Origin of the sequence: Geothermobacter hydrogeniphilus (genome assembly GCF_002093115.1) — a bacterium.
Lineage (GTDB): Bacteria > Desulfobacterota > Desulfuromonadia > Desulfuromonadales > Geothermobacteraceae > Geothermobacter_A > Geothermobacter_A hydrogeniphilus.
Genome location: NZ_NAAD01000029.1, coordinates 1 through 21,152, shown reverse-complemented (window position 1 = coordinate 21,152; position 21,152 = coordinate 1). Strand labels below are relative to the sequence as shown.

The window sequence follows — 21,152 nt, the reverse complement described above, 5'->3', positions numbered from 1 at the left end:
ACTCACTTCCTGGCCCGGACCTTGATCTTCGGCTTACCCCCTTCAGCGACAACCCGGAACTCCACTTCGCGGTCGCCGAACTTGCGGCGGATTTTCTCCTCCTGTCGGGCCAGGAATTCCTCGACCTGCTCGCGTTCGGGAGGTTTGCCGCTGCCGGTTTCCTCATAGGCGGCACGCAGGTCATTATAGACCTGAGCAACCCGGTCGGACTCTGCCGCGGTCGGCAACGGGGCGCTTTTCGGGGCGGAGACGCGGCCGCTGCCGCGTTCGAACTTGCCTTCGTCCATCAGTCGGAGAATGCGGTCCCAGTGGCCGCAGTAACTGTGGAAACGGCTCGCCAGATTCTGGTAGCGGAAACGCAGGTTGGTCTGGATGATATGCCGGTTGGCGAACTGGCGCAGCAAGCGTGCCAATTCCTCCCGTTCCTGCATCGGGGCCCGTTTTTCAACCCCGCCGAAGTACTGCTCGAAGTGAATTTCGAGTTGGCGCATCCGTTGTTCGATCTCAGAGAGAATGCGGCTGATCTGCCTGCGTTCATCCATGGAAATACCTCCCATTGATGAAACTATACTTAACTTGTCGTTCGATGCAAAGAAAATTGCGGTTATTTAAGGTAGTTACTGAACTTCGGCGGATAGCCGCCCGGGGCCTGTCGGCGCCTCCCGCAGGGAGATTGTGCTTGTGCTTGACTGGCATGGGGGCTGGCGTATAATAAGACGTTTTTGCACCTTGGACATGAAACTGAGGGGGAGGAAAAATGATGGAAACGCAGTTGGCCGCAGTGGTTCTGGCGGCCGGGCAGGGGACCCGCTTGAAATCGCAGCGTCCCAAGGTGCTGCATCCGCTGGCCGGTCGGCCGCTGGCGGCCTGGCCGCTGGACTGCGCTCGGCAGCTCGGTTGCGCGCCGACGGTCCTGGTGACCGGCCACGGCGCCGAACAGGTCGAGGCGGCTCTTGCCGCGACCGGGGTCGATTTCGTTCGTCAGCCGGAGCAGCTGGGGACCGGTCACGCGCTGCTCTGCGCCCGCCCGGTGCTGGAGGATTTTCGGGGAACCCTGCTGCTGTTGTGCGGCGATGTGCCGCTGTTGCGTCTGGAAACCCTGCGACGGTTGCTGCAGTTGCACCGTGACCGGCAGGCGGCAGTTACGGTCCTGACCGCTGAACTTGACGACCCGTACGGCTATGGTCGTATTGTGCGTGTCGGTGATCAGGTCGAGGGGATCGTCGAGGAGAAGGACGCCAGTGCCGAACAGCGGCGGATTCGTGAGATCAATACCGGCATCTATCTGTTCGAGGTGCCCTTTGTTTTTGAGGCTCTGGCCGGGGTCGGCCGCGACAACGCCCAGGGAGAATATTATCTCACTGATGTGGTGGCCGCCGCCCGTCGCGCAGGACACACCGTCTGCGCGCTGGCGACCGGGGATGCCGATGAGGCGATGGGCATCAATGACCGTGTCCAGCTGGCGGCCGCCGAGTCCATTATGCGGCGGCGGATCAACACCATGCATCTGCGCAACGGGGTCAGCATCCTTGATCCGGAAACGACCTATATCGAGGCCGGGGTGGAGATCGGCGCCGACACCACCCTGCTGCCGGGCACCATCCTGCGCGGAGCGACGGTCATCGGCCGTGACTGCGCCATCGGCCCTCATGTGACCATCGACGCCTGCCGTGTCGCCGACCGGGTGAACATCAAGGCCGGTTCGGTCCTTGCAGAAAGTGACATCGGGCCGGGTACCGATATCGGACCGATGGCTCACCTGCGTCCCGGAACCCGGCTCGCCGGCGAGAACAAGATCGGCAATTTCGTTGAAACCAAGAAGGCCGAGATCGGTTTCGGTTCCAAGGCCAGTCACCTGACCTACCTCGGCGACTGTGAACTCGGCAGCGGCGTCAATATCGGCTGCGGCACCATCACCTGCAACTATGACGGGGTCAACAAGCACCGCACGGTGATCGAGGATGATGTTTTTGTCGGTTCCGACACCCAGTTCGTGGCCCCGGTCAGAATCGGCCGCAACAGCCTTGTCGGCGCCGGTTCGACCATCACCCGGGATGTCCCGCCCGATTCCCTGGCCCTGTCGCGGGTGGAGCAGAAGGTGATTGAAGGCTGGGTCCGGCGCCGGAAAATGAAAAAATAGCCTGAATCAGCGAGTTCGGGTTTAATAACAGACGAGGGGGAGCGGGCCGCGGAGCTGGCTGCAGGAAAAATCCTGCCCGGTTTTCGCGCCAACGGATCATCTATGTGTGGAATTGTCGGATATATCGGATCGCAGCAGGCTTCAGATATTGTCATCGAGGGGTTGCGGAAGCTTGAATACCGTGGTTACGATTCAGCCGGGATCGCGGCCCTGGATGCCGGCCGCATTGCACTTCGTCGGGCCGAGGGCAAACTGGTCAACCTTGAAACCCTCCTGCGGCAGCAGCCGGTTCCCGGCTGTGTCGGCATCGGACACACCCGCTGGGCCACCCATGGCCGACCGTCGGAGACCAACGCCCATCCGCACCAGGCCGGTGTCATCGTCGTGGTCCACAACGGCATCATCGAAAACTACCTGGAACTCAAGGAACGCCTGATCGGTCTCGGGCACAACTTTCGTTCGGAAACCGACACCGAAATTATCGCCCACCTGATCGAGCAGCATTTCAACGACAGCGGCGATTTCGAGGCCGCGGTCCGCGCCGCGCTCAGCGAGGTTCACGGCGCTTATGCGGTGGCGGTGCTCTGTGAGGCCGAGCCGGACAAACTGATCGCCGCCAAACTCGGCTCCCCGCTGGTGGTCGGCCAGGGGCAGGGAGAATATTTCGTCGCCTCGGACATTCCGGCGATGCTCTCCCATACCCGTGAGATGGTTTTTCTCGAAGACGGTGAACTGGTGGTTTTCAATCGCTCGTCGATGCAGGTTTCGACCCTGGCCGGCACGCCGCTGCAGAAGACACCGAAAACCATCACCTGGTCGCCGATGATGGCCGAGAAGGGTGGCTACCGACATTTCATGCTCAAGGAAATCTATGAGCAGCCGCGGGCGGTCGCCGATACCATTGCCGGTCGGCTCAAGGATGAGGAGGGCGATGTCCACCTGGAGAGTCTCGGTCTTGACGACAAGGAGTTGCAAAGCCTGAAAAAGGTTTTCATCATTGCCTGCGGGACATCCTGGCACGCGGCCCTGGTCGGCAAGTTCTATATCGAGAAACTGGCGCGGATTCCGGTCGAGGTTGATATTGCCAGCGAATTCCGCTATCGCGATCCGATTGTCGATGAGGATACCCTGACCCTGCTGATCAGCCAGAGCGGCGAGACCGCCGATACCCTGGCCGGATTGCGTGAGGCGAAAGGCAAAGGCGGTCGCACCGTCTGCATCTGCAACGTGGTCGACTCTTCCATCGCCCGGGAAAGCGACGGAGTCATCTATACCCATGCCGGGCCGGAAATCGGCGTCGCCTCGACCAAGGCGTTTACCACCCAACTGATCGGTCTCTACCTGTTCGCCCTGCGTCTCGGTCGGGTGCGCGGGCAGCTCAGCGCCGAGGAATGTCGGCGGCGGGTCGCCGAGCTGGTCAGCCTGCCGCGCAAGCTTGAAACCGCCCTGGAACTGGATGTGCCGATCGAGAATATCGCCAAGGCCTTTGCCCATGCCAGAGATTTTCTCTACCTCGGGCGCGGCAATCAGTATCCGATTGCCCTGGAAGGAGCGCTGAAACTGAAGGAGATTTCCTACATCCATGCCGAGGGCTATCCCGCCGGAGAGATGAAGCATGGACCAATCGCGCTGATCGATGAGAACCTGCCGGTGGTGGTGCTGGTGCCGCACAATGAAACTTACGAAAAGGTTATTTCCAACATGGAGGAGGTCCGGGCACGCGGCGGTCGGGTGATCGCGGTGGCCACCCGGGCCGAAACCGGTCTGCGCGACAAGTGCGACGCGCTGATCGAACTGCCGGAAACCAGCGATGAACTGATGCCGATTCTGACCTCGGTGCCGTTGCAGCTGCTGGCCTACCACGTGGCGGTGATCAAAGGGACCGATGTTGATCAACCGCGCAACCTGGCCAAGAGCGTCACCGTGGAGTAATTCCTGCCTTGTCTTTCGCCAACCGCCTGTTCAAAAAACTGCAACGCCTGCTGACCGGAGCCCTGCCGCGTATCCGTATCAGTGAAAACACCTTCCTGATCATCCTCGCGGTTCTCATCGGTATTCTCGGAGGCCTCGGCAATTACCTTTTTCGTCAGACCATCGAACTGGTTCACCAGCTGGTTTTTGAACAGAGCCTTGACCTGTTGCAGATCTCCTTCGATCAATGGACTCCGCAGCGGGCCCTGGTTGCGCTGCTGCCGGCCCTCGGCGGTCTGCTGATCCTGCCGTTGTGGATCTTTTTCGGCAAGGACCTGAAAGGCGGTTTCGCCGGCTTCCTGGTGCGGGTCAACCTGCAGGGGGCCAAGCTGCCGCTGCGACCGCTCTTCACCCGCGGGCTGGGGGCGGCGATCACCCTCGGTACCGGCGGCAGTGCCGGGCAGGAAGGGCCGATCGCGGTTATCGGCGGTACGATCGGCAGCCAGTTCGGCAAGCTGTTCAAGATGAGCGGCGACCGGCTCAAGGTGCTGGTCGCCTGCGGTGCCGCGGCCGGGGTGGCGGCGACCTTCAACGCGCCGATCGCCGGCGTTTTTTTCGCTACCGAAATCGTCCTGCTCTCTTCCTTCGAGCTGGCCAGTTTCACCTCCATCGTCATCGCCAGTGGTATGGCGACGGTTGTTTCCCGCGCCCTGCTGGGCAATATCTCTGAACTTTCCGCGCCCCCCTATTTCGTCAACAGTCCCTGGGAAATGGGACTCTACCTGCTGCTGGGGATTTTTGTCGGGATCCTGTCGGTCGGTTTCATCGACCTGCATTTTTATATCAAGGACCGCATTGACGCGATCCCCCTGCCGCGTCTGGCCAAGCCGGTCCTCGGCGGGCTGCTGGTCGGACTGATCGGCATGGTCCTTCCCCAGGTGTTCGGCAACGGTTACGGGTTCATGGAGACAGTGCTGTTCGGCGAAGGGGCCCTGTGGCTGCTGGCCGGCCTGGTGCTGGCCAAGGCGGTGGCCACCTCGATCACCCTCGGCTCCGGTCTCCCGGGCGGTATGTTTGCCCCCTGTCTGTTTCTCGGCGCGGTGGCCGGTGGTGCCTTCGGCCACCTCGCGGTGCTGGTTTTTCCAGAGGCCCATCTTTCTCCCGGCGCTTACGCCCTGGTCGGCATGGGAACTTTTCTGTCGGCGGCGACCAACGCGCCAATGACCGCCATCTTCCTGCTGTTCGAGATCACCGACAGCTATCAGGTCATCATCCCGATCATGCTGGCCTGCGTCATCGGCACCTCCATCGCTCGTCATTTCAAGAAAGACAGCCTGGAGACGGTTGAACTGTCACGGGCCGGTATCGACCTTGAAGCCGGTAAGGAACGCAACATCATGAAGGCGCTCAAGGTCGGCGAGGTGATGGCCCGGGACGTGGAAACGGTTCCCGAGAACATGACCCTCGGCCAGTTCGCCGAATTTATCGCCAGCACCCGGCACACAAATTTCCCGCTGGTCAACCGGAAGGGTGAGTTGACCGGGATCATCTCGGTGCAGGATTTCATGGGAGTGGTTTTTGAGCGCGACCTGATGGATCTGGTGGTGGTCAAGGAACTGGCCAGCGTCAATGTTATCACCGCCCACGCCGAGGAGGATCTGGATACCGCCATGCGCAAAATCGGTTATCGCAACATTGAACAGCTGCCGGTGGTCGACCGCGAGACGCACCGCAAGCTGGTCGGCATCATTTCCCGTCGCGACATGGTCTCGGCTTACAACCGGGCGCTGATGTCACGCTCCCTGGGGGATGACGATGAATAACCTGCTGCGAGGGCTCAACGATCCCCAGCGGCAGGCGGTGACCCATGGTGACGGTCCGTTGCTGATTCTGGCCGGGGCCGGGTCGGGCAAGACTCGGACCCTGATTCATCGGGTCGCCTGGCTGATTGAAGAGCGCGGTGTGCCGCCCTGGCAGATCCTCGCCGTGACCTTTACCAACAAGGCCGCCGGGGAGATGAAGGAACGCCTTGAGCGTCTGCTCGGTGGGGGGGAATTGCCGTGGGTGGCGACGTTTCATGCCACCTGCGTCCGCATTCTGCGGCAGGAGATCGCGGCCCTCGGCTATTCCCGTGACTTCACCATTTATGACGACCAGGACCAGAAACGGCTGCTCAAGGATCTGCTCGCCGAGCGCGGTATCAGTGAAAAGACCCTGCGGCCGAACGCCCTGGCCGCGGCTATCGACCGGGCCAAGAACAACGGCCTGCTGCCGGGACAGCTGCCGGCCGGCGGTTACCTCGAAGAGCTGATCGATGATCTTTATGCCCTGTACCAGCAGCGCCTGCAGCAGGCCAATGCGGTTGATTTCGGTGACCTGCTGCTGCTGACCGTGCGACTGTTCAGCGAACATCCCGAAGTGCTGGAACGCTGGCGGCAGCGCTTTCACTACCTGCTGGTGGATGAGTTTCAGGATACCAACGGCGTCCAGTATCGGCTGGTCGACCTGCTGGCGCGGGAACACCGCAACCTCTGCGTGGTCGGCGACGATGACCAGTCGATCTATGCCTGGCGCGGAGCCGAGATCGGTAATATTCTCGGCTTCGAGCGGGACTATCCCGGTACCGTCACCATCCGTCTGGAACAGAATTACCGTTCGACCGGGACCATCCTCGAAGCGGCCGGCGAGGTGGTGTCGCGGAATGTCGATCGTAAGGGCAAAACCCTCTGGACCGAAAACGATGCCGGGGAACCGCTGGTCCTGGAAGCCCTGCCGGATGATCTTGAAGAAGCACGGTTTGTCGCCCGGCAGATCGGCCAATTGCGCGGAGACGGGCTGCATCTGCGTGACATGGCAGTGTTTTACCGGACCAATGCCCAGTCCCGGGTGCTGGAGGAGGCCCTGGTTCGCGAGCGCATTCCCTATGCCATGTTCGGCGGCCTGAAGTTTTTCGCCCGCATGGAGATCAAGGACGTGCTCGCCTACCTGCGGGTGCTGGTCAACCCGGCCGACTCGGTATCGGCGAAGCGGATCATCAACGTTCCGCCGCGCGGTATCGGCAAGACCACCGTCGGTAGGATCGAGCCTTTCGAGGCGGAAGCCGGCGGTTTCCTCCCGGCCTGCCGCCTTGCTCTTGAGCGGGGCGGCCTGGGCGGGGCCGCCGCCCGTCGGGTGCGGGCCTTTGTTGAAATGATGGACTCCTTCGCGCGGCGTCTGGAAAGGCTGCCTTACCCGCAACTGACCGCCGAACTGATCGAGGAAACCGGCTACGGTCCGGCTCTGCGTGAAGAGAAGACCCGCGAGGCGAAGGAACGGCTGCAGAACCTCGAGGAACTGCTCAAGGGAATGGAGGAACACCGCGGCAGCGAGGCCGGTCTCGGCGATTACCTGGAACAGGTCGCCCTGGTGACGGATCTCGACTCCTACGACCGCAGCCTCGACCGGGTGACGCTGATGACCCTGCACGCGGCCAAGGGGCTTGAATTTCCGGTGGTTTTCATGACCGGTATGGAAGAAGGACTCTTTCCGCACAGTCGCAGTGGCGATGAGGAGGATGTCGAGGAGGAACGACGGCTCTGCTATGTCGGCATGACCCGCGCCATGCGTCGGCTTTTTCTGACACACGCCCGGCGGCGGCGGGTATTCGGCAGTTACCAGTACAATGCCCGCAGCCGTTTCCTGGATGAAATCCCGCTGCGCCTGCTGGCGCAACCGGCCGACTCCGGTCTGCGCAGACCCGCGGAGCACAACCTGGCCTCGGTTTTTTCCCAGGTGCCTCAGGCTCCGGAGATTGAGGAACCGGAAACCGGTTTCGAGGAGGTGCGACTGGTTCCCGAAGCCGAGGAGGGGTTGCGTATCGGCCTGCGGGTGCGGCACGTCAAGTTCGGCCTGGGGACCGTACGGCGTATCGAGGGGCGGGGAGACAATCAGAAGGTGATTGTCTTTTTCAATACGGTCGGCGCGAAAAAACTGTTGCTCAAGTTCGCCGGTCTGGAGCCCGCCTGAGATCCTTTCGGTCGGCCGGATTGCCGCCGGCGTTGACAGTATTGTCGTGTGCTGTGTTATGGTTACATCATTAATGCCAGTATTTGAATAAGTGAAATCGGCCGGTTTGGGCCACTGTTCAGGCGTATTCTGGTGACTTCATCAGGGGGGGCAATGTCGCAGAAGATTCTGGTCGTTGATGACTGTCGTCTGACTCGTGAAATTACCCGGGATATGCTGGATGAAGCCGGGTTTGAAGTGGTTACGGCCGAGTGCGCGCTGTCGGCCAACCCGTTGATTGAAGCGTCCCCGCCGCCCGACCTGATCCTGATGGACGTGGTCCTGCCGGATGTTTCCGGCGACCGCAAGGCTCGGCGCATGAAATCGCGGGAGGTAAGTCGGACGATTCCGGTGGTGCTGATCTCGACCAAGCCGCGCGACGAGTTGCGACGCCTCGCCCGTCAGTCCGGAGCCGACGGGTTCCTGCAGAAGCCGCTCAGCCGGTCGTTGCTGCTGGAGGAAATCAATCGCCTGCTCTCTTCCTGACTGCGGTGGGAGCCGCCGGGAACTGAAGTTGTCACTGTTCACCGCGTTCGGTTGATCCGCGCGCCTTTTCTGGAGAACCGATGAACGAGTTCGATCGTACCGTCCGGAAGAATACCGGCCGGGATCTCAATGCGGACATCCCCCGTATCATCCAGGTCAATGTCGGTCTGCGCTGCAATCTCAGCTGCCGTCACTGCCACGTCGAGGGTTCCCCCCGTCGGACCGAAGTCATGAGTGCTCAGACCATGCAGTCGGTGCGGCGTCTGGCCGATGCCTTTCCCGGCAGCCAGGTCGATATTACCGGCGGCGCACCGGAACTGAATCCGGGACTCAAACCGTTTATTGCCGGGTTGCGCAAAAGCGGGCATCCGGTTCAGGTGCGAACCAATCTGACCGTCCTGTTTGAAGAAGGTCAGCAGCAGACCCCGGATTTCTTTCGCGACCAGCAGGTGCAGCTGGTTGCCTCCCTACCCTGCTACCTCGACAGTAATGTTGATGCCCAGCGCGGCAGCGGTGTCTATCGTCGCAGCATCGAGGCGTTGCGGTTGTTGAACAGTCTCGGTTACGGCCGCGACCCGCAGCTGCCGCTGAACCTGGTCTTCAACCCCGGCGGTCCCAGCCTTCCCCCCGGCCAGGAAGGACTGGAAAACGACTATCGCGACTACCTGCGGCAGGAACACGGGGTCGAGTTCACCCGTCTGCTGACGATTACCAATATGCCCATCGGCCGGTTTCTTGAGGACCTGCGGCGTCGGGAACAGGAGGAGAACTATCGCGCCCTGCTGGAGGATTCCTTCAACCCGATGACGGTGGACGGCCTGATGTGTCGTCACCAGATCTGTGTCGCCTGGGATGGGACCCTGGCCGACTGTGACTTCAACATTGTGCTTGGGCTCGGGCTTCAGGATGGCCTGCCGCAGCATATCGACGATCTCGATCCCGGGTGCCTGGATGGACGAACCATTGCCACCGGCAGTCACTGCTTCGGTTGTACCGCCGGCTGCGGTTCTTCCTGCGGCGGCGCCCTGGTCGCCTGATGATGCCTGGTTGGGAGATGGTGCGAATCATGAAGTCTGTTGCGATTCTGTTGTTGAGCCTGGTCCTGTTGAGCGCCTGTCATCAGCGACCGGCGGTCCATACCGGAAAAGGTTTTTCCGTGGTCCCGCCGAACGAAAAGATCTATGTTGTCCCCTTCACCACGGTGATGGTGCCGCGGGAGGTGGAAGAAGGCATTTTCGACCAGTTTGTCGATGCCCTGAACGCCGAGGGTGCGGCTGACCGTTACGAATTCGTCATCCTCAAGCAGGATCTGTCCACCATTGATAAAGACTGGCTGGCCGACCATTATTACCTGACCGGTGATCTGTTCGCCTATGTCGAGGAGTCGGGCTGCTGTGCCACCACCATCCGTTCCCGCAGCCGCCTGAAACTCTTCCAGCCGGGGCAGCCTGAACCGACCCTGGTGATGGAATATCCCCGTGAGATTTTCTTCGAACACGATTACAGCAATATCCTTGTTCAGCGCCGCCGCCTGGCGACCGATATCGCCACCACCCTGGCGCAGAAACTGCTGAAATCCCTGGCCGGATCCTGAGCAGTCCCCCTCTTCAAAATTCCCTGCAAAAAGACCTTGACAATCGCTGAAGGCTGATTATATTTAGCCCTGTTCCATTGTTAGCACTCATCGCCGTCGAGTGCTAACAATGGAACTCTTTCACTCGCCAGTCTACTGGGCAGACCAGTCTATTCATTATCACTGAAAGGAGTTGTAGAAAATGAACATCAGACCACTGCATGACCGCATCATCGTCGAACGCCTCGAAGAGGAAACCACCACCGCCTCCGGGTTGATCATTCCCGATACCGCCAAGGAAAAACCGCAGCAGGGCAAGGTTATCGCCGTCGGCAACGGCAAAAAGACCGAGGACGGCAAGGTTCTGCCGCTTGATGTCAAGGCCGGTGACACGGTGCTGTTCGGCAAGTACGCGGGCACCGAAGTCAAGGTTGACGGCAAGGAATACCTGATGATGCGTGAAGACGACGTCATGGGGATCGTCGAATAACACAGCGCGTCGCGCTGCACGAACACATAACGAGGAGGATTCACCAACATGGCTGCAAAAGAAATCAAATTCGGGCAGGACGCCCGCGCGAAAATTCTGGTCGGTGTCAACAGCCTGGCCAATGCCGTCAAAGTGACTCTCGGTCCCAAGGGCCGTAATGTCGTGATCGAAAAATCCTTCGGCGCTCCGCTGATCACCAAGGACGGCGTGACCGTCGCCAAGGAAATCGAGCTCGAAGACAAGTTTGAGAACATGGGCGCCCAGCTGGTTAAGGAAGTTGCTTCCAAGACGTCCGATATCGCCGGTGACGGCACCACCACCGCCACCGTGCTCGCCCAGGGCATCTATCGCGAGGGCGTCAAGCTGGTGACCGCCGGGCACAACCCGATGGAAATCAAGCGCGGCATCGACAAGGCGGTCGAAGTGGCGGTCGCGTCCCTGAAAGAGCTTTCCAAGCCGATTAAGGATCACACCGAGATCGCTCAGGTCGGCACCATCTCGGCCAACTCCGACGAGACCATCGGCAACATTCTCGCCGAGGCGATGGAGAAGGTCGGCAAGGAAGGGGTCATCACCGTCGAGGAAGCCAAGTCGATGGAGACCACCCTGGAGACCGTCGAAGGGATGCAGTTCGATCGCGGCTACCTCTCCCCCTACTTCGTCACTGATGCCGAGCGCATGGAAACGGTGATGGAAGACGCCCTGATCCTGATCCACGACAAGAAGATCAGCAACATGAAGGACCTGCTGCCGATCCTTGAGCCGGTCGCCAAGCAGGGTCGGCCGCTGATGATCATCGCCGAGGATGTCGAAGGTGAAGCGCTGGCGACCCTGGTGGTCAACAAGCTGCGCGGCACTCTCAATGTCGCCGCCGTCAAGGCCCCCGGTTTCGGTGACCGTCGTAAGGCGATGCTCGAAGATATCGCCGTCCTCACCGGTGGCCGGGTGATTTCCGAGGAAGTCGGTTTCAGCCTCGAGGCCGCTACCCTTGACATGCTCGGTACCGCCAAGCGGATCGTCATCGACAAGGACAACACCACCATCATCGATGGTGCCGGCAGCGAAGCCGACATCGAGGGCCGCGTCAAGCAGATCCGTGCCCAGATCGAGGAGACCAGCAGCGATTACGATCGTGAGAAACTGCAGGAGCGTCTCGCCAAGTTGGTCGGCGGGGTTGCCGTGGTCAAGGTCGGCGCCGCCACCGAGACCGAGATGAAGGAGAAGAAGGCTCGCGTCGAAGATGCCCTGCATGCGACCCGCGCCGCGGTTGAAGAGGGGATCGTCGCCGGTGGCGGGGTTGCTCTGCTGCGTGCCGTTGCCGACCTGGACAAGGTCAAGGCTGAAGGCGAGCAGAAGTTCGGTGTCGCCATCGTCCGTCGCGCCCTTGAAGAGCCGCTGCGGCAGATTGCCGCCAATGCCGGTGTTGAAGGATCCATCGTGGTTGACAAGGTCCTCAACGGCAAAGGCGCTTTCGGCTTCAACGCCGCCAGCGGTGAGTACGGTGACCTGATCGAAGCCGGTATCATCGACCCGACCAAGGTGACCCGTTCGGCTCTGCAGAACGCCGCGTCGGTTGCCGGCCTGATGCTGACCACCGAGGCCTGCATCGCTGATCTGCCGAAGGATGAAGCTCCTGCCGGCGGCGGCATGCCCGACATGGGCGGCATGGGCGGCATGGGCGGCATGATGTAATAAGCTGCTTGAATCCCGTTTAACGCGCAAAAAAGCCCCCGGCCGAGAATCGGCCGGGGGCTTTGTACGTTGACAGCCATGCCGGCTGAAACCACAATTATCTCACATCTCACATCTCACATCTCAATAAACCACCCAAGGCGTCAGCGGCACCAGCTTTGCCGGGTCCTTTCCATCCAGCCCGACAATGTAGCAACCCTTGACGGCATAACGCTGTCCGGCGCCGAAGCTGGCCCTCGGAACGGTCGCAATGGCATAGACTTCATCGTTCATCATGTCGATGACATCGAGGAAGTAGTCCCGGTAGAAGTCATCTCCCATCATTCGTGTGCTGCCGGTAAGAACCCAGCCGAGAAAATAGGTCTGGGCCTGGATGTACAGATTCTCTATCGGCAGTTTTTTCAACCTGAGCCATGATTTGACAAAGCTGAGGCGGCTGTTCAACTGTCCCGGCAACCGGTAGGGGTAGGTCAGGCGGATCTTGTCGCGCCAGGATTCCGGCAGTCCGGCGCTGCTGTTGTCAAGCATCCTCCAGGAGAGCAACAGGGATTGCAGAGCGCTATGCCGCGGGGCCAGGGTGAAGAGTTCCTTCATCGCGCTCCGCTGCAGCCAGAGAACCAGCGACGCCTGTTGTCCTGACGCAAGGATTCTTTGCCAGAACGCCCGACGCGCCTGAGTGCCGGTCGGCAACTGCAGGGTGCGGATCGGCTTTTGTCCCAGGGTTGTCCACTGGCGGATGAAGGCTTCAGTCAGGGTTCGGCTGCGCGCAGTGTTGTCGTACACCAGCAACGGGGGAACCGTTTCCGTTTTGTTGCCGGCCAGATAGCGGGCCGCAGTTTCTGCTTCTTCAACCAGTCCCCGGGAAAAATAGAGAGTGTACCAGTTGTCGGGGTTCAGCCCGGGGTTGTCAGTCACCGGGAAGATGCACGGAATTTTATTTTTGTTGCAGAAGTTGTCAATCGGGGTCCAGTCCCGGGTTGAGATTCCTCCCAGCAGGGCAAAGACCGGTTTGCGGGCCGCGTAATCCGTGAGTTGTTTTTCCCAGGTTGAGGGTGGACCATGCAGTTCCCAGATGCTGAGATCAAAGCGACGGTAGGGGGCGAAGCGGTCCTGACGATAGAAAGGGCCGTGGCGGGCACGTTTTTCGTCATGTCGGGAGCGGGCGTTGTGGTCCCGGATGTAGGCCTGCAGAACGCCGAGCATGGAGCGACGGTCTTTTGCAGGGACCTCGTCAGTGATGACGGTGGCGAAAAAGAGGGTCTGTTTGTCGACTCCCGGGGAAAAGTCGGTAGAAAGATGCTTCAGATAATAAACCAGGATGTCCATGTCCGGGGGGTCGAGCAGGTAGCGCGGCATCGACGCGCTCAGCTCGCGACCGCTCGGTGTTCTCCCGGTCCAGATGGCATCGGCCAGGCTTTCATCGGTGTAGGTCGGGCGGATATCCTCGCTTTGAAAGGGCCTGGCCAGCAGGTGCCGCGGCGGGTTGGTTTCAATTTCTGATCCACGATGCAGGGTGCGGAACAGTTTGCGACCGTTGGTTGGCAGGGAAATGATGGTTCCTTCAGCCGTTCCGAGGCCGCTGCGCAGATGGCAGTTCCGGCAGGTGAACATGCGCCCGTCAACCGGGATGTCGCCCTGCACCAGGGCCTGCATCGGTTTGCCGGAAGGAAGAATTCCTTCACGGTACATGCGCTCTCCGGCCTTGATGGCCTGATCCGGGGTCAGGCCGCCGACAAGATTTACCGTCTGCCCGGGGGCCGCGGATCCGAGCAGGAACAAAACCGACAGCAGAAAGCCATAGAGCCATCGCATGCCTATTTTGCTTTCCCGGGGTAGAGCTGCCGATATTCCCTGAGGAGATCACGGGTACTGGTCAGGCCGTAGATGCGCAGCCATTGATCCTTGCCCGGCACCTTGATCAGGGTCAGGGGATAGTGGGACATCTTGTCTGAGACATAGGCGTCAAAGGCGTGCATGACCTGGTCGATGTCGGTCCGCGTCCCGGTCAGGTAGTCCCAGCCGGGCCGGGCACGGTAACGGGTAAGGTAGGTTTTCATGATTTCCGGCCGATCATGCTCGGGGTCGATGGAAATCGAGACGAACTGGACTCCGGCGGCTTCATCCCCGAGTTTTTTCTGCAGGTTGGAAAATCCGGCGGAGAGGACCGGGCAGATCGTGGTGCAGGTGGCATAGATGAAGTCGAGCAGGACCGGTTTGCCGCTGTTGAGGAGTTGTCTCAGCTGGACCGGCTGGCGGTCCTGGTTGATCAGGGTGACATCGGGCGCCAGATAGGTTTCGAGACTGCGTTCATATTTGGCCGAGGCTGGAGTTCCGCTGACGAAGGTGAGCAGCAGGACGAGAAAAAAGAAGCCGGGCGGAAACAGGAGTCGGAGAGACATGGCATTTATCCAGTTCAGGGATTAAGTCGGGTTTCTGCGGCATCAGCCCGGTTCGCGGGCATGAACCGATGGATTCAAGTCTGAAGCATACTAGCAGTTTCCCCGAGGATTGTCGGACGAATCGAACGATGATCGGGGCGGCCAGGTAGGAAAATCCTACCTTAAAAACGGGGATTTCTCCCCATAGACTTTTCTTGAAGATACGTTTTACTCTCCTCTGACCATTCAGTTTTACCTGGTCCTCCTTTTGTCCATGTTAGCAAAAAATAACGGGAATAAAACTTGACCTTTTCGGTTTTCATTCTAGAGTTTTTCTACGCAAGTGGGCATTTGCACAGTTTCGAACCGGGGTGAAGCACTTCCGGAACTGTCGATTGGCTCTCATGAAACAGGGTTATCCTCTCAAGTATGAACTGATCTTTTCAGCTATGGCAGGACCGGCGGGCGACAGGTTTTCGATATCTCCCTTCAGCGCGGATTTTGTCGCGATTTTTTTGGTTTCAAGCTCTCAATATCGAGCCATCCCGGAACAAACAACAGCTTGATGGCCAAACAGTTTAACGCGTCTCAGGCAAGGAGGCAGCATATGTGGACATTGGGGATGCAGCAATTTTTCAGACGTGCAGTGAGTACGAGAACTCTGGTCATCACGGCCGCACTTCTTGGCCTGGCGGCACTTCAGGCGGAGGCCTTCACCCTCAACGTGGTTGATGGCAACGGAACCCCCATTACCACTGAGTTCCGCTACCTGGTCGAGGTGGACAATACCTTCGATACAGATCCGACGGTGGACAAGGTCAATCCCACTGCCAATCAGGCCTCCTTTGCCATCCACAACAGTTATGCGCCGCTGGCCATGCTGCAGAACACTGATCCGGCCCAGCCGGCCCAGGGGAGGGCGACCGGTCCGGTCGCGATCGATGTCGACCCGGCTGAGCGCTACTATGTTTCGGTCATGCCGAACTCGGGATACGCTCTGAGCGGCACCCAGGTGCCGGCGAATGCCGGCAGCGTGACGGTGGTGGTCAACCAGATGCCTCTGCCGACCGCCCAGATTTCGGTCTTCGCGTTCCGTGACCACTGGCCGATCAACAATGCTCCGGACAACCTCCAGCAGGAGCCCGGCATCGGCGGCGCTTCGGTGGTGATCAGCGATGCCTGGGGCGGTCCCCTGTGGACCGACGCCTTCGGTAATCCGCTCGGCACCACCTACCAGTTCAATGCCGTGACCGGCGCGCCGACGCTCGATGCCGCCGGCAACCCGATCGTGGTCGCCTATGGCACCGGCACGGTCACGACCCTGACCGAGGCCGACTACTGCAAGGCCCAGGGGTTTGCCGTCGATACCACCCCGGTGCCCGAACGACAGAGTATCTGCGATACCAGCACACCGGTTACGGCTGATCCGAGCCTCAACCCCTGGAACCTGATGCCGGGTGAGGCGCTGATCAAGTACCTGCGCCCCGGCAAGTACGGGGTTATCGTCTACCCGCCGCATGACGGCAAGGAGTACATCCTGACTTCGACCATCGAGGGGACGCCGACGGTTGACGCCTGGGTGATGGCCGATGAAGCGCGTTTCTTCATCGAGCAGTTCGGTGCCGCTTCTCCCTGGCACATGTTCTACGGTTTTGTCGTTCCGGCGGAGCTGCCGTGGAATATCACTGACACCAACGATCCGCATTATGTCGATCGCACCACCGCGACTGGCGTTATTCGCGGGCAGAACCGTTTCAATCACTATGCCGCGCCACCGAACAACATGACCTTTGACATCGGTCCGCCGGTCGCTGACTGCTGGGTCGGTATCAACGACGGTATCACCGGACAGGGGCTCTACGCGGCACCCTGCGACGCGACCAGCAATTTTGTCATCAACAATGTTCCCGACAACAGCTACCAGCTGGTGACCTGGGACAAGCCGCTCGACGCCCTGTTCGGTTTTCATCCGGTGCAGGTTCCCGACCCAGTCAGCGGATCACGTGACATCAACCGCACCTGGATGTCGAACCGCTGGTTCGGGACCCTGGTCGGCAACGTCTTCAAGGATGACGGTGGCGGCAACCCGGCCAAGGCGCACAACGGTTTCCGCGATCCCGGCGAAGTCGGCATCATGAGCCAGGCGGTCAACATCCGTTTCCGTGACGGCACCATTTACCAGGCGACAGTGACCGATCCGGAGGGGGATTATTCCCTCCCCGAGGTTTTCCCGTTCTTCAAGTGGCTGGTCGCCGAGGTTGATTTCCTGCGCTACAAGGCGACCGGCATGACCACGGCCGTTGACAAAGGAGGGACGATTCCGGCCGCCAGCGGGTGGACGATCCCGTCCTTTGACCAGTTGGCGCCGCAGAGCCAGGCGACCGTCAATCCCAATACCGGCAACAATCTTTCCCGTACCGAGACCGGTCCGGTGCTGCTCCAGGCGATGCAGCTCTACCTCAACCAGACCAACGTCATCGACTGGGGCAAGGACCTCTACGGGCCGGGGCCGGATGGCCAGTATGGTACTCCTGACGATGAGAACGGCGGCATTTCCGGCATCGTCCATTACGCCGTAACCCGTGCCGAGGATGACCCCCGTATCGCTGTTGCCGAAATCTGGGAACCGGGGATTCCGGATGTCCAGGTTGCTCTCTATGATGACAGCGACGGCGACCAGGTTATCGACTGTTTCGATGCTGCTGGCGCCATTGACCCGACCTGCGCGCTGGGCGGCGGCCAACCTCGGCTGGCCGATGTCGACAACTATCCCTTCAACTGGAATCCCATGGTCGCTCCGGGACCGACCTACACCAGGGGACCGGAGGATGTGGACCGCAACAACAACGGTACCTTCGATTTCGGTGATGCGGTGCAGATTGTCTATACCGACAGCTGGAACGACAACAAGCCGACCGGATGCGTTCATCAGAGCCTGCCGGTGGTGCATGGGTCGACGGTAGCCGAATGCTATGACGGCTATGGGACCTGGAACCAGGTCCGGCCCGGTGTCTTCGACGGCGGTTATGCCTTCTTTGACCATTACGAACGCAGCCTGGGGGCCGGTTTCGGCACGGATACTCCTGTACCGCTTACGTCGGGCACCTATATTGTCGAGGCGGCCACCCCGCCCGGCTATGAATTGCTCAAGGAAGAAAACAAGAATGTTGATTTCGGCGAGCAGTACATTCCCAGCACCAAGATTCTTCCCCCGGTCTGTGTCGGTGACCCGCACACGGTTCCGGCTTATCTGACATTCAACTCGGATGGAACGACGGAGTTGCCCGGGGTCGACCCGGCCGACCTGATTGCCGCGCCTTATGCCGGCACGACACGGCCGCTCTGCGATCGCAAACAGGTGGCGGTTGTTTCTTCGGTGAACGCCGCGGCCAACTTCTTCCTGTTGACCGAGGTTCCCAAGGCGGCCCGCGGGGTCGGCTTCATCAACAATGACGTGGCGCCTGAATTCAATGCCGCCAGTCCCGCCTTCGGTGAGAAAATGACCCCATCCTGGCTGCCGGTCTCGTTGCGGGACTGGGCCGGGCATGAAGTGGCTCATACCTACAGCGATGAATTCGGCACATATGAGTTCCTCGCGCCTGGAACTTATTCCGTTGACCAGGCATCACCTTCAGGGGTGACCCTGTCGATGCTCAACATCATCCTCAATGATCCCCTGATGCAGGATCCGGCCAACCCGACCGGACCGCGCATCAGTGACCCGCACTTCGATCCGAACTACGCGATTACCCCCTGGGTATTCCAGTTTGAACCGGGGCGCACCAGCTATATCGACTCACCGATCGTCCCGACCGCGGCCTTTGTCGGTTATCCGAGTACTTCGCTCGATGTCAATCCGGCTGATGGGGTTCCGGTGATCGATTCGGTTGTCGGTCCCAGCGGCCTGGCACCACTGGTCTGTGCCACGGGCGAAACCCTGACCCTGACTTCGGCCGGCGCCACCCAGGTGCCGAATCCCGATTACGACCCGGCGGTTCAGGGCAGCTCTGCCGTTATTACCCGCGATTTTGGTTTCGGTACCGTTCCGGGTACGGTGACCATGCATGGCGTCGCCCTGACGATTACCAGCTGGACGGACGCGACCATTACGGCCACGGTTCCGGTTGGAGCCACGACCGGCGGCCCGCTTTATGTGACCCGGGGGGATAACGGCAACAAGAGCCGGAACGCTGTTTCGGTGGTCTTCGGTGGCTGCGGACTCGGTAAGGACGTTTTTGTTGCCTACCCCGGCAGCTCAACGCCTGACGGTTCGGTTGACTTCCCTTATGGTTCGATCCAGGCAGCGATTGACGCTGTTCAGACCCTCCCCGGAGACCGTATCTTTGTCGCGGCCGGGACCTATAACGAGAACGTGATTCTGTACAAAGAAGTGACCCTGCAGGGCTCGGGTCGGGGAACCATCATCAATGGCCGGCCCTCCTCGCAGGCGATTATCCAGGACTGGCGGGACAAACTGACCGGCCTCGGCGGAACCGTCAATGCCGCCAACGAGGTACCGGTTATCCTGGTGATGGGCAATGCCACCGGCAATGCTTTTGTCGCCGACGGTGATCACGCCAAGGTGGATGGTTTCTACCTGACCGGGTCAACGGTCGGTGGCGGCATTTACGTGCTGGATGGTGGATACCAGGTTGAAATCAGCAACAATGAGATCACCGGTAACCAGGGCCAGTACGGTGGCGGTATTACCGTCGGCGTCCCGCAGACGATCAAGAACAACCCGGGCGTCTATATCCATGACAACCTGGTGTTGAAGAATTCCGGTGTCAATGGCGGCGGTGGTATCAGCCTCTACTCCGGTTCCACCAACTACCTTGTCGCCAACAACCTGATCGAGGGCAACTTCAGCCGCTGGTTCGGCGCCGGTATCAGCCACATCGGTACCAGTGGTGGCGGCAGGATCCAGGACAATATCATCGCCCTCAACGAAGTCTTCTACTTCGCTCCCGGCGGCGGCGACGGCGGCGGCATCTTCATCGGCAACGAAACCGGTGGCACCGGCAGCGGGTCGGTGACCATCAACGCCAACCTGATCCAGAGCAACATGTCAGGGGCCGGTTACGGTGGCGGAATCCGTATTTCCGGGCTCAATACAGCGGCGGATCTCGGTGCTGTCGCCAAGATTTACAACAACATGATCGTCAACAATGTTGCCGCCATGGGCGGCGGCGGGATTTCACTGCAGGATGCAATCAACGTTGATATCAGCAACAATACCATCGCCAACAATGACAGCACGGCTACTGCTCTGGCAGCCTTCCCCACCGGCAACCTGGATCCCTCCACGCCGATGCCGGCGGGAATTCAGGCCAATGTTCACAGTGGCGCCCTGGCGACTGCTGCCGGAACGGCGATTCCCGACCCGACACTGGTCAACAATATCATCTATCAGAACCGGGCCTATCACCACCAGGGGATCAATGTCGGCGGCGCCGCTATCACCCTGGACGGCGTCTGGGACCTCGGCATCACCGGCGAGGCGGTCCCGGGAACCAGCGCCCTCAACCCGACCAGTTCGCTGTTGACAAGTTTCACCGGTTTCAACGGTGAGAACTACAACACCGGCAGCAATATCACCGGCAACCCGCAGTTCGCCCTCTCCTACCAGAACACCCTGCAGAGCGCGGCGACCCTTGATGAGGGCGGGAATAATATTTCAGTACGCTTTACCGAGCTGAATATCGGGCTGGGTGATTATCACATCACGCTGACTTCTCCTGCCCTTGATGCGGGGCAGACGGTAGCGCCGAGCGAATTGGCTTTTGATTATGACGGCGATATCAGACCGACCGGTTCGGCAGAAGATCTCGGAGCGGATGAGAACACCAGTTTCAGGGTTGTTTCACCGAATGGTGGGGAGAGGTTTTTGGGGGCATCCAACGTAACTATTTCTTGGGTGACTTACAGTGCGATGGCAAACTACACAGTACTCTATTCTCTTGACACTGGTACAACTTGGACTGTCATCCAGAGTGGAGTTGTTGGTTCCAGTTTGCAATGGCAGGTGCCGAACACCCCCGCCACCACGGCCTTGGTTCGCGTGACTGCCAAAGATGCCGTAACCGGGCAATGGTTGAGCAGAGATGATTCCGACCAGGTCTTTACGATTCGGCAACGACCGCAGGTATTGTCCCCTAATGGGGGAGAGGTTTTGCAAGGGAACTCTGTTTCAACGATTGATTGGACAGCGGTTTCCGGCAATGTGAACTACACAGTACTCTATTCCCTTGACACTGGTACAACTTGGACTGTCATCCAGAGTGGAGTTGCTGGTTCCAGTTTGCAATGGCAGGTGCCGAACACTTCCACCACCACGGCCTTGGTTCGCGTGACTGCCAAAGATGCCGTAACCGGGCAATGGTTGAGCAGAGATGATTCCGACCAGGTCTTTACGATTCGGCAACGACCGCAGGTATT

At 59.9% G+C, this 21,152-nt stretch carries 13 protein-coding genes; 10 read left to right on the top strand and 3 right to left on the bottom strand.

The annotated features are described in order from the left end of the window. Window positions 1-2 precede the first annotated feature (2 nt). Window positions 3-542 carry an MXAN_5187 C-terminal domain-containing protein gene (locus tag B5V00_RS15455; protein WP_085011706.1) on the bottom strand — a complete coding sequence of 180 codons (540 nt, stop codon included), beginning with the start codon at window positions 540-542 and terminating at the stop codon, window positions 3-5. A 215-nt stretch (window positions 543-757) separates the two neighbouring features. On the opposite strand from B5V00_RS15455, the gene glmU reads away from it, so the two are divergent. From glmU to groL, 9 genes are all read left to right on the top strand, one after another. After that, entirely contained in the window at window positions 758-2,140 is a 1,383-nt protein-coding gene (gene glmU / locus B5V00_RS15450) for a bifunctional UDP-N-acetylglucosamine diphosphorylase/glucosamine-1-phosphate N-acetyltransferase GlmU (protein WP_085011705.1), read from the top strand. 102 nt (window positions 2,141-2,242) lie between these two features. After that, window positions 2,243-4,072, top strand: coding sequence for a glutamine--fructose-6-phosphate transaminase (isomerizing) (gene glmS / locus B5V00_RS15445; RefSeq protein ID WP_085011704.1), 1,830 nt, complete (start codon window positions 2,243-2,245; stop codon window positions 4,070-4,072). A gap of 8 nt (window positions 4,073-4,080) precedes the next feature. Then, entirely contained in the window at window positions 4,081-5,874 is a 1,794-nt protein-coding gene (locus B5V00_RS15440) for a chloride channel protein (RefSeq protein ID WP_245803997.1), read from the top strand. After that, entirely contained in the window at window positions 5,867-8,056 is a 2,190-nt protein-coding gene (locus B5V00_RS15435) for an ATP-dependent helicase (protein WP_085011703.1), read from the top strand. Before B5V00_RS15440 ends, B5V00_RS15435 begins: the two co-directional genes overlap by 8 nt. A 153-nt stretch (window positions 8,057-8,209) precedes the next feature. Beyond that, window positions 8,210-8,581, top strand: coding sequence for a response regulator (locus tag B5V00_RS15430; RefSeq protein ID WP_085011702.1), 372 nt, complete (start codon window positions 8,210-8,212; stop codon window positions 8,579-8,581). An 80-nt stretch (window positions 8,582-8,661) separates the two neighbouring features. After that, window positions 8,662-9,618, top strand: a complete 957-nt coding sequence (arsS, locus tag B5V00_RS15425; protein ID WP_085011701.1) for an arsenosugar biosynthesis radical SAM (seleno)protein ArsS — start codon at window positions 8,662-8,664, stop codon at window positions 9,616-9,618. Between the two features lie 29 nt (window positions 9,619-9,647). After that, a complete protein-coding gene (locus B5V00_RS15420) occupies window positions 9,648-10,175 on the top strand; it encodes a hypothetical protein (protein WP_085011700.1) in 528 nt (175 codons plus the stop codon). 181 nt (window positions 10,176-10,356) lie between these two features. Further along, a complete protein-coding gene (gene groES / locus B5V00_RS15415; RefSeq protein ID WP_085011699.1) occupies window positions 10,357-10,644 on the top strand; it encodes a co-chaperone GroES in 288 nt (95 codons plus the stop codon). 48 nt (window positions 10,645-10,692) lie between these two features. Beyond that, entirely contained in the window at window positions 10,693-12,336 is a 1,644-nt protein-coding gene (groL, locus tag B5V00_RS15410; RefSeq protein WP_085011698.1) for a chaperonin GroEL, read from the top strand. Between the two features lie 123 nt (window positions 12,337-12,459). Here the strand turns inward: groL and B5V00_RS15405 are convergent, their stop codons facing one another. Both B5V00_RS15405 and B5V00_RS15400 read right to left on the bottom strand, forming a co-directional pair. Next, window positions 12,460-14,148 (bottom strand): ABC transporter substrate-binding protein, encoded by a 1,689-nt coding sequence (locus tag B5V00_RS15405; protein WP_085011697.1) that lies wholly within the window; start codon window positions 14,146-14,148, stop codon window positions 12,460-12,462. A gap of 2 nt (window positions 14,149-14,150) precedes the next feature. Continuing rightward, complete coding sequence (locus B5V00_RS15400) at window positions 14,151-14,735, bottom strand: SCO family protein (protein WP_085011696.1); 585 nt, start codon at window positions 14,733-14,735, stop codon at window positions 14,151-14,153. 625 nt (window positions 14,736-15,360) lie between these two features. On the opposite strand from B5V00_RS15400, the gene B5V00_RS15395 reads away from it, so the two are divergent. After that, window positions 15,361-21,152, top strand: a 5,792-nt coding sequence (locus B5V00_RS15395; protein ID WP_172399780.1) for a right-handed parallel beta-helix repeat-containing protein, incomplete at its 3' end; no start/stop codon positions are given.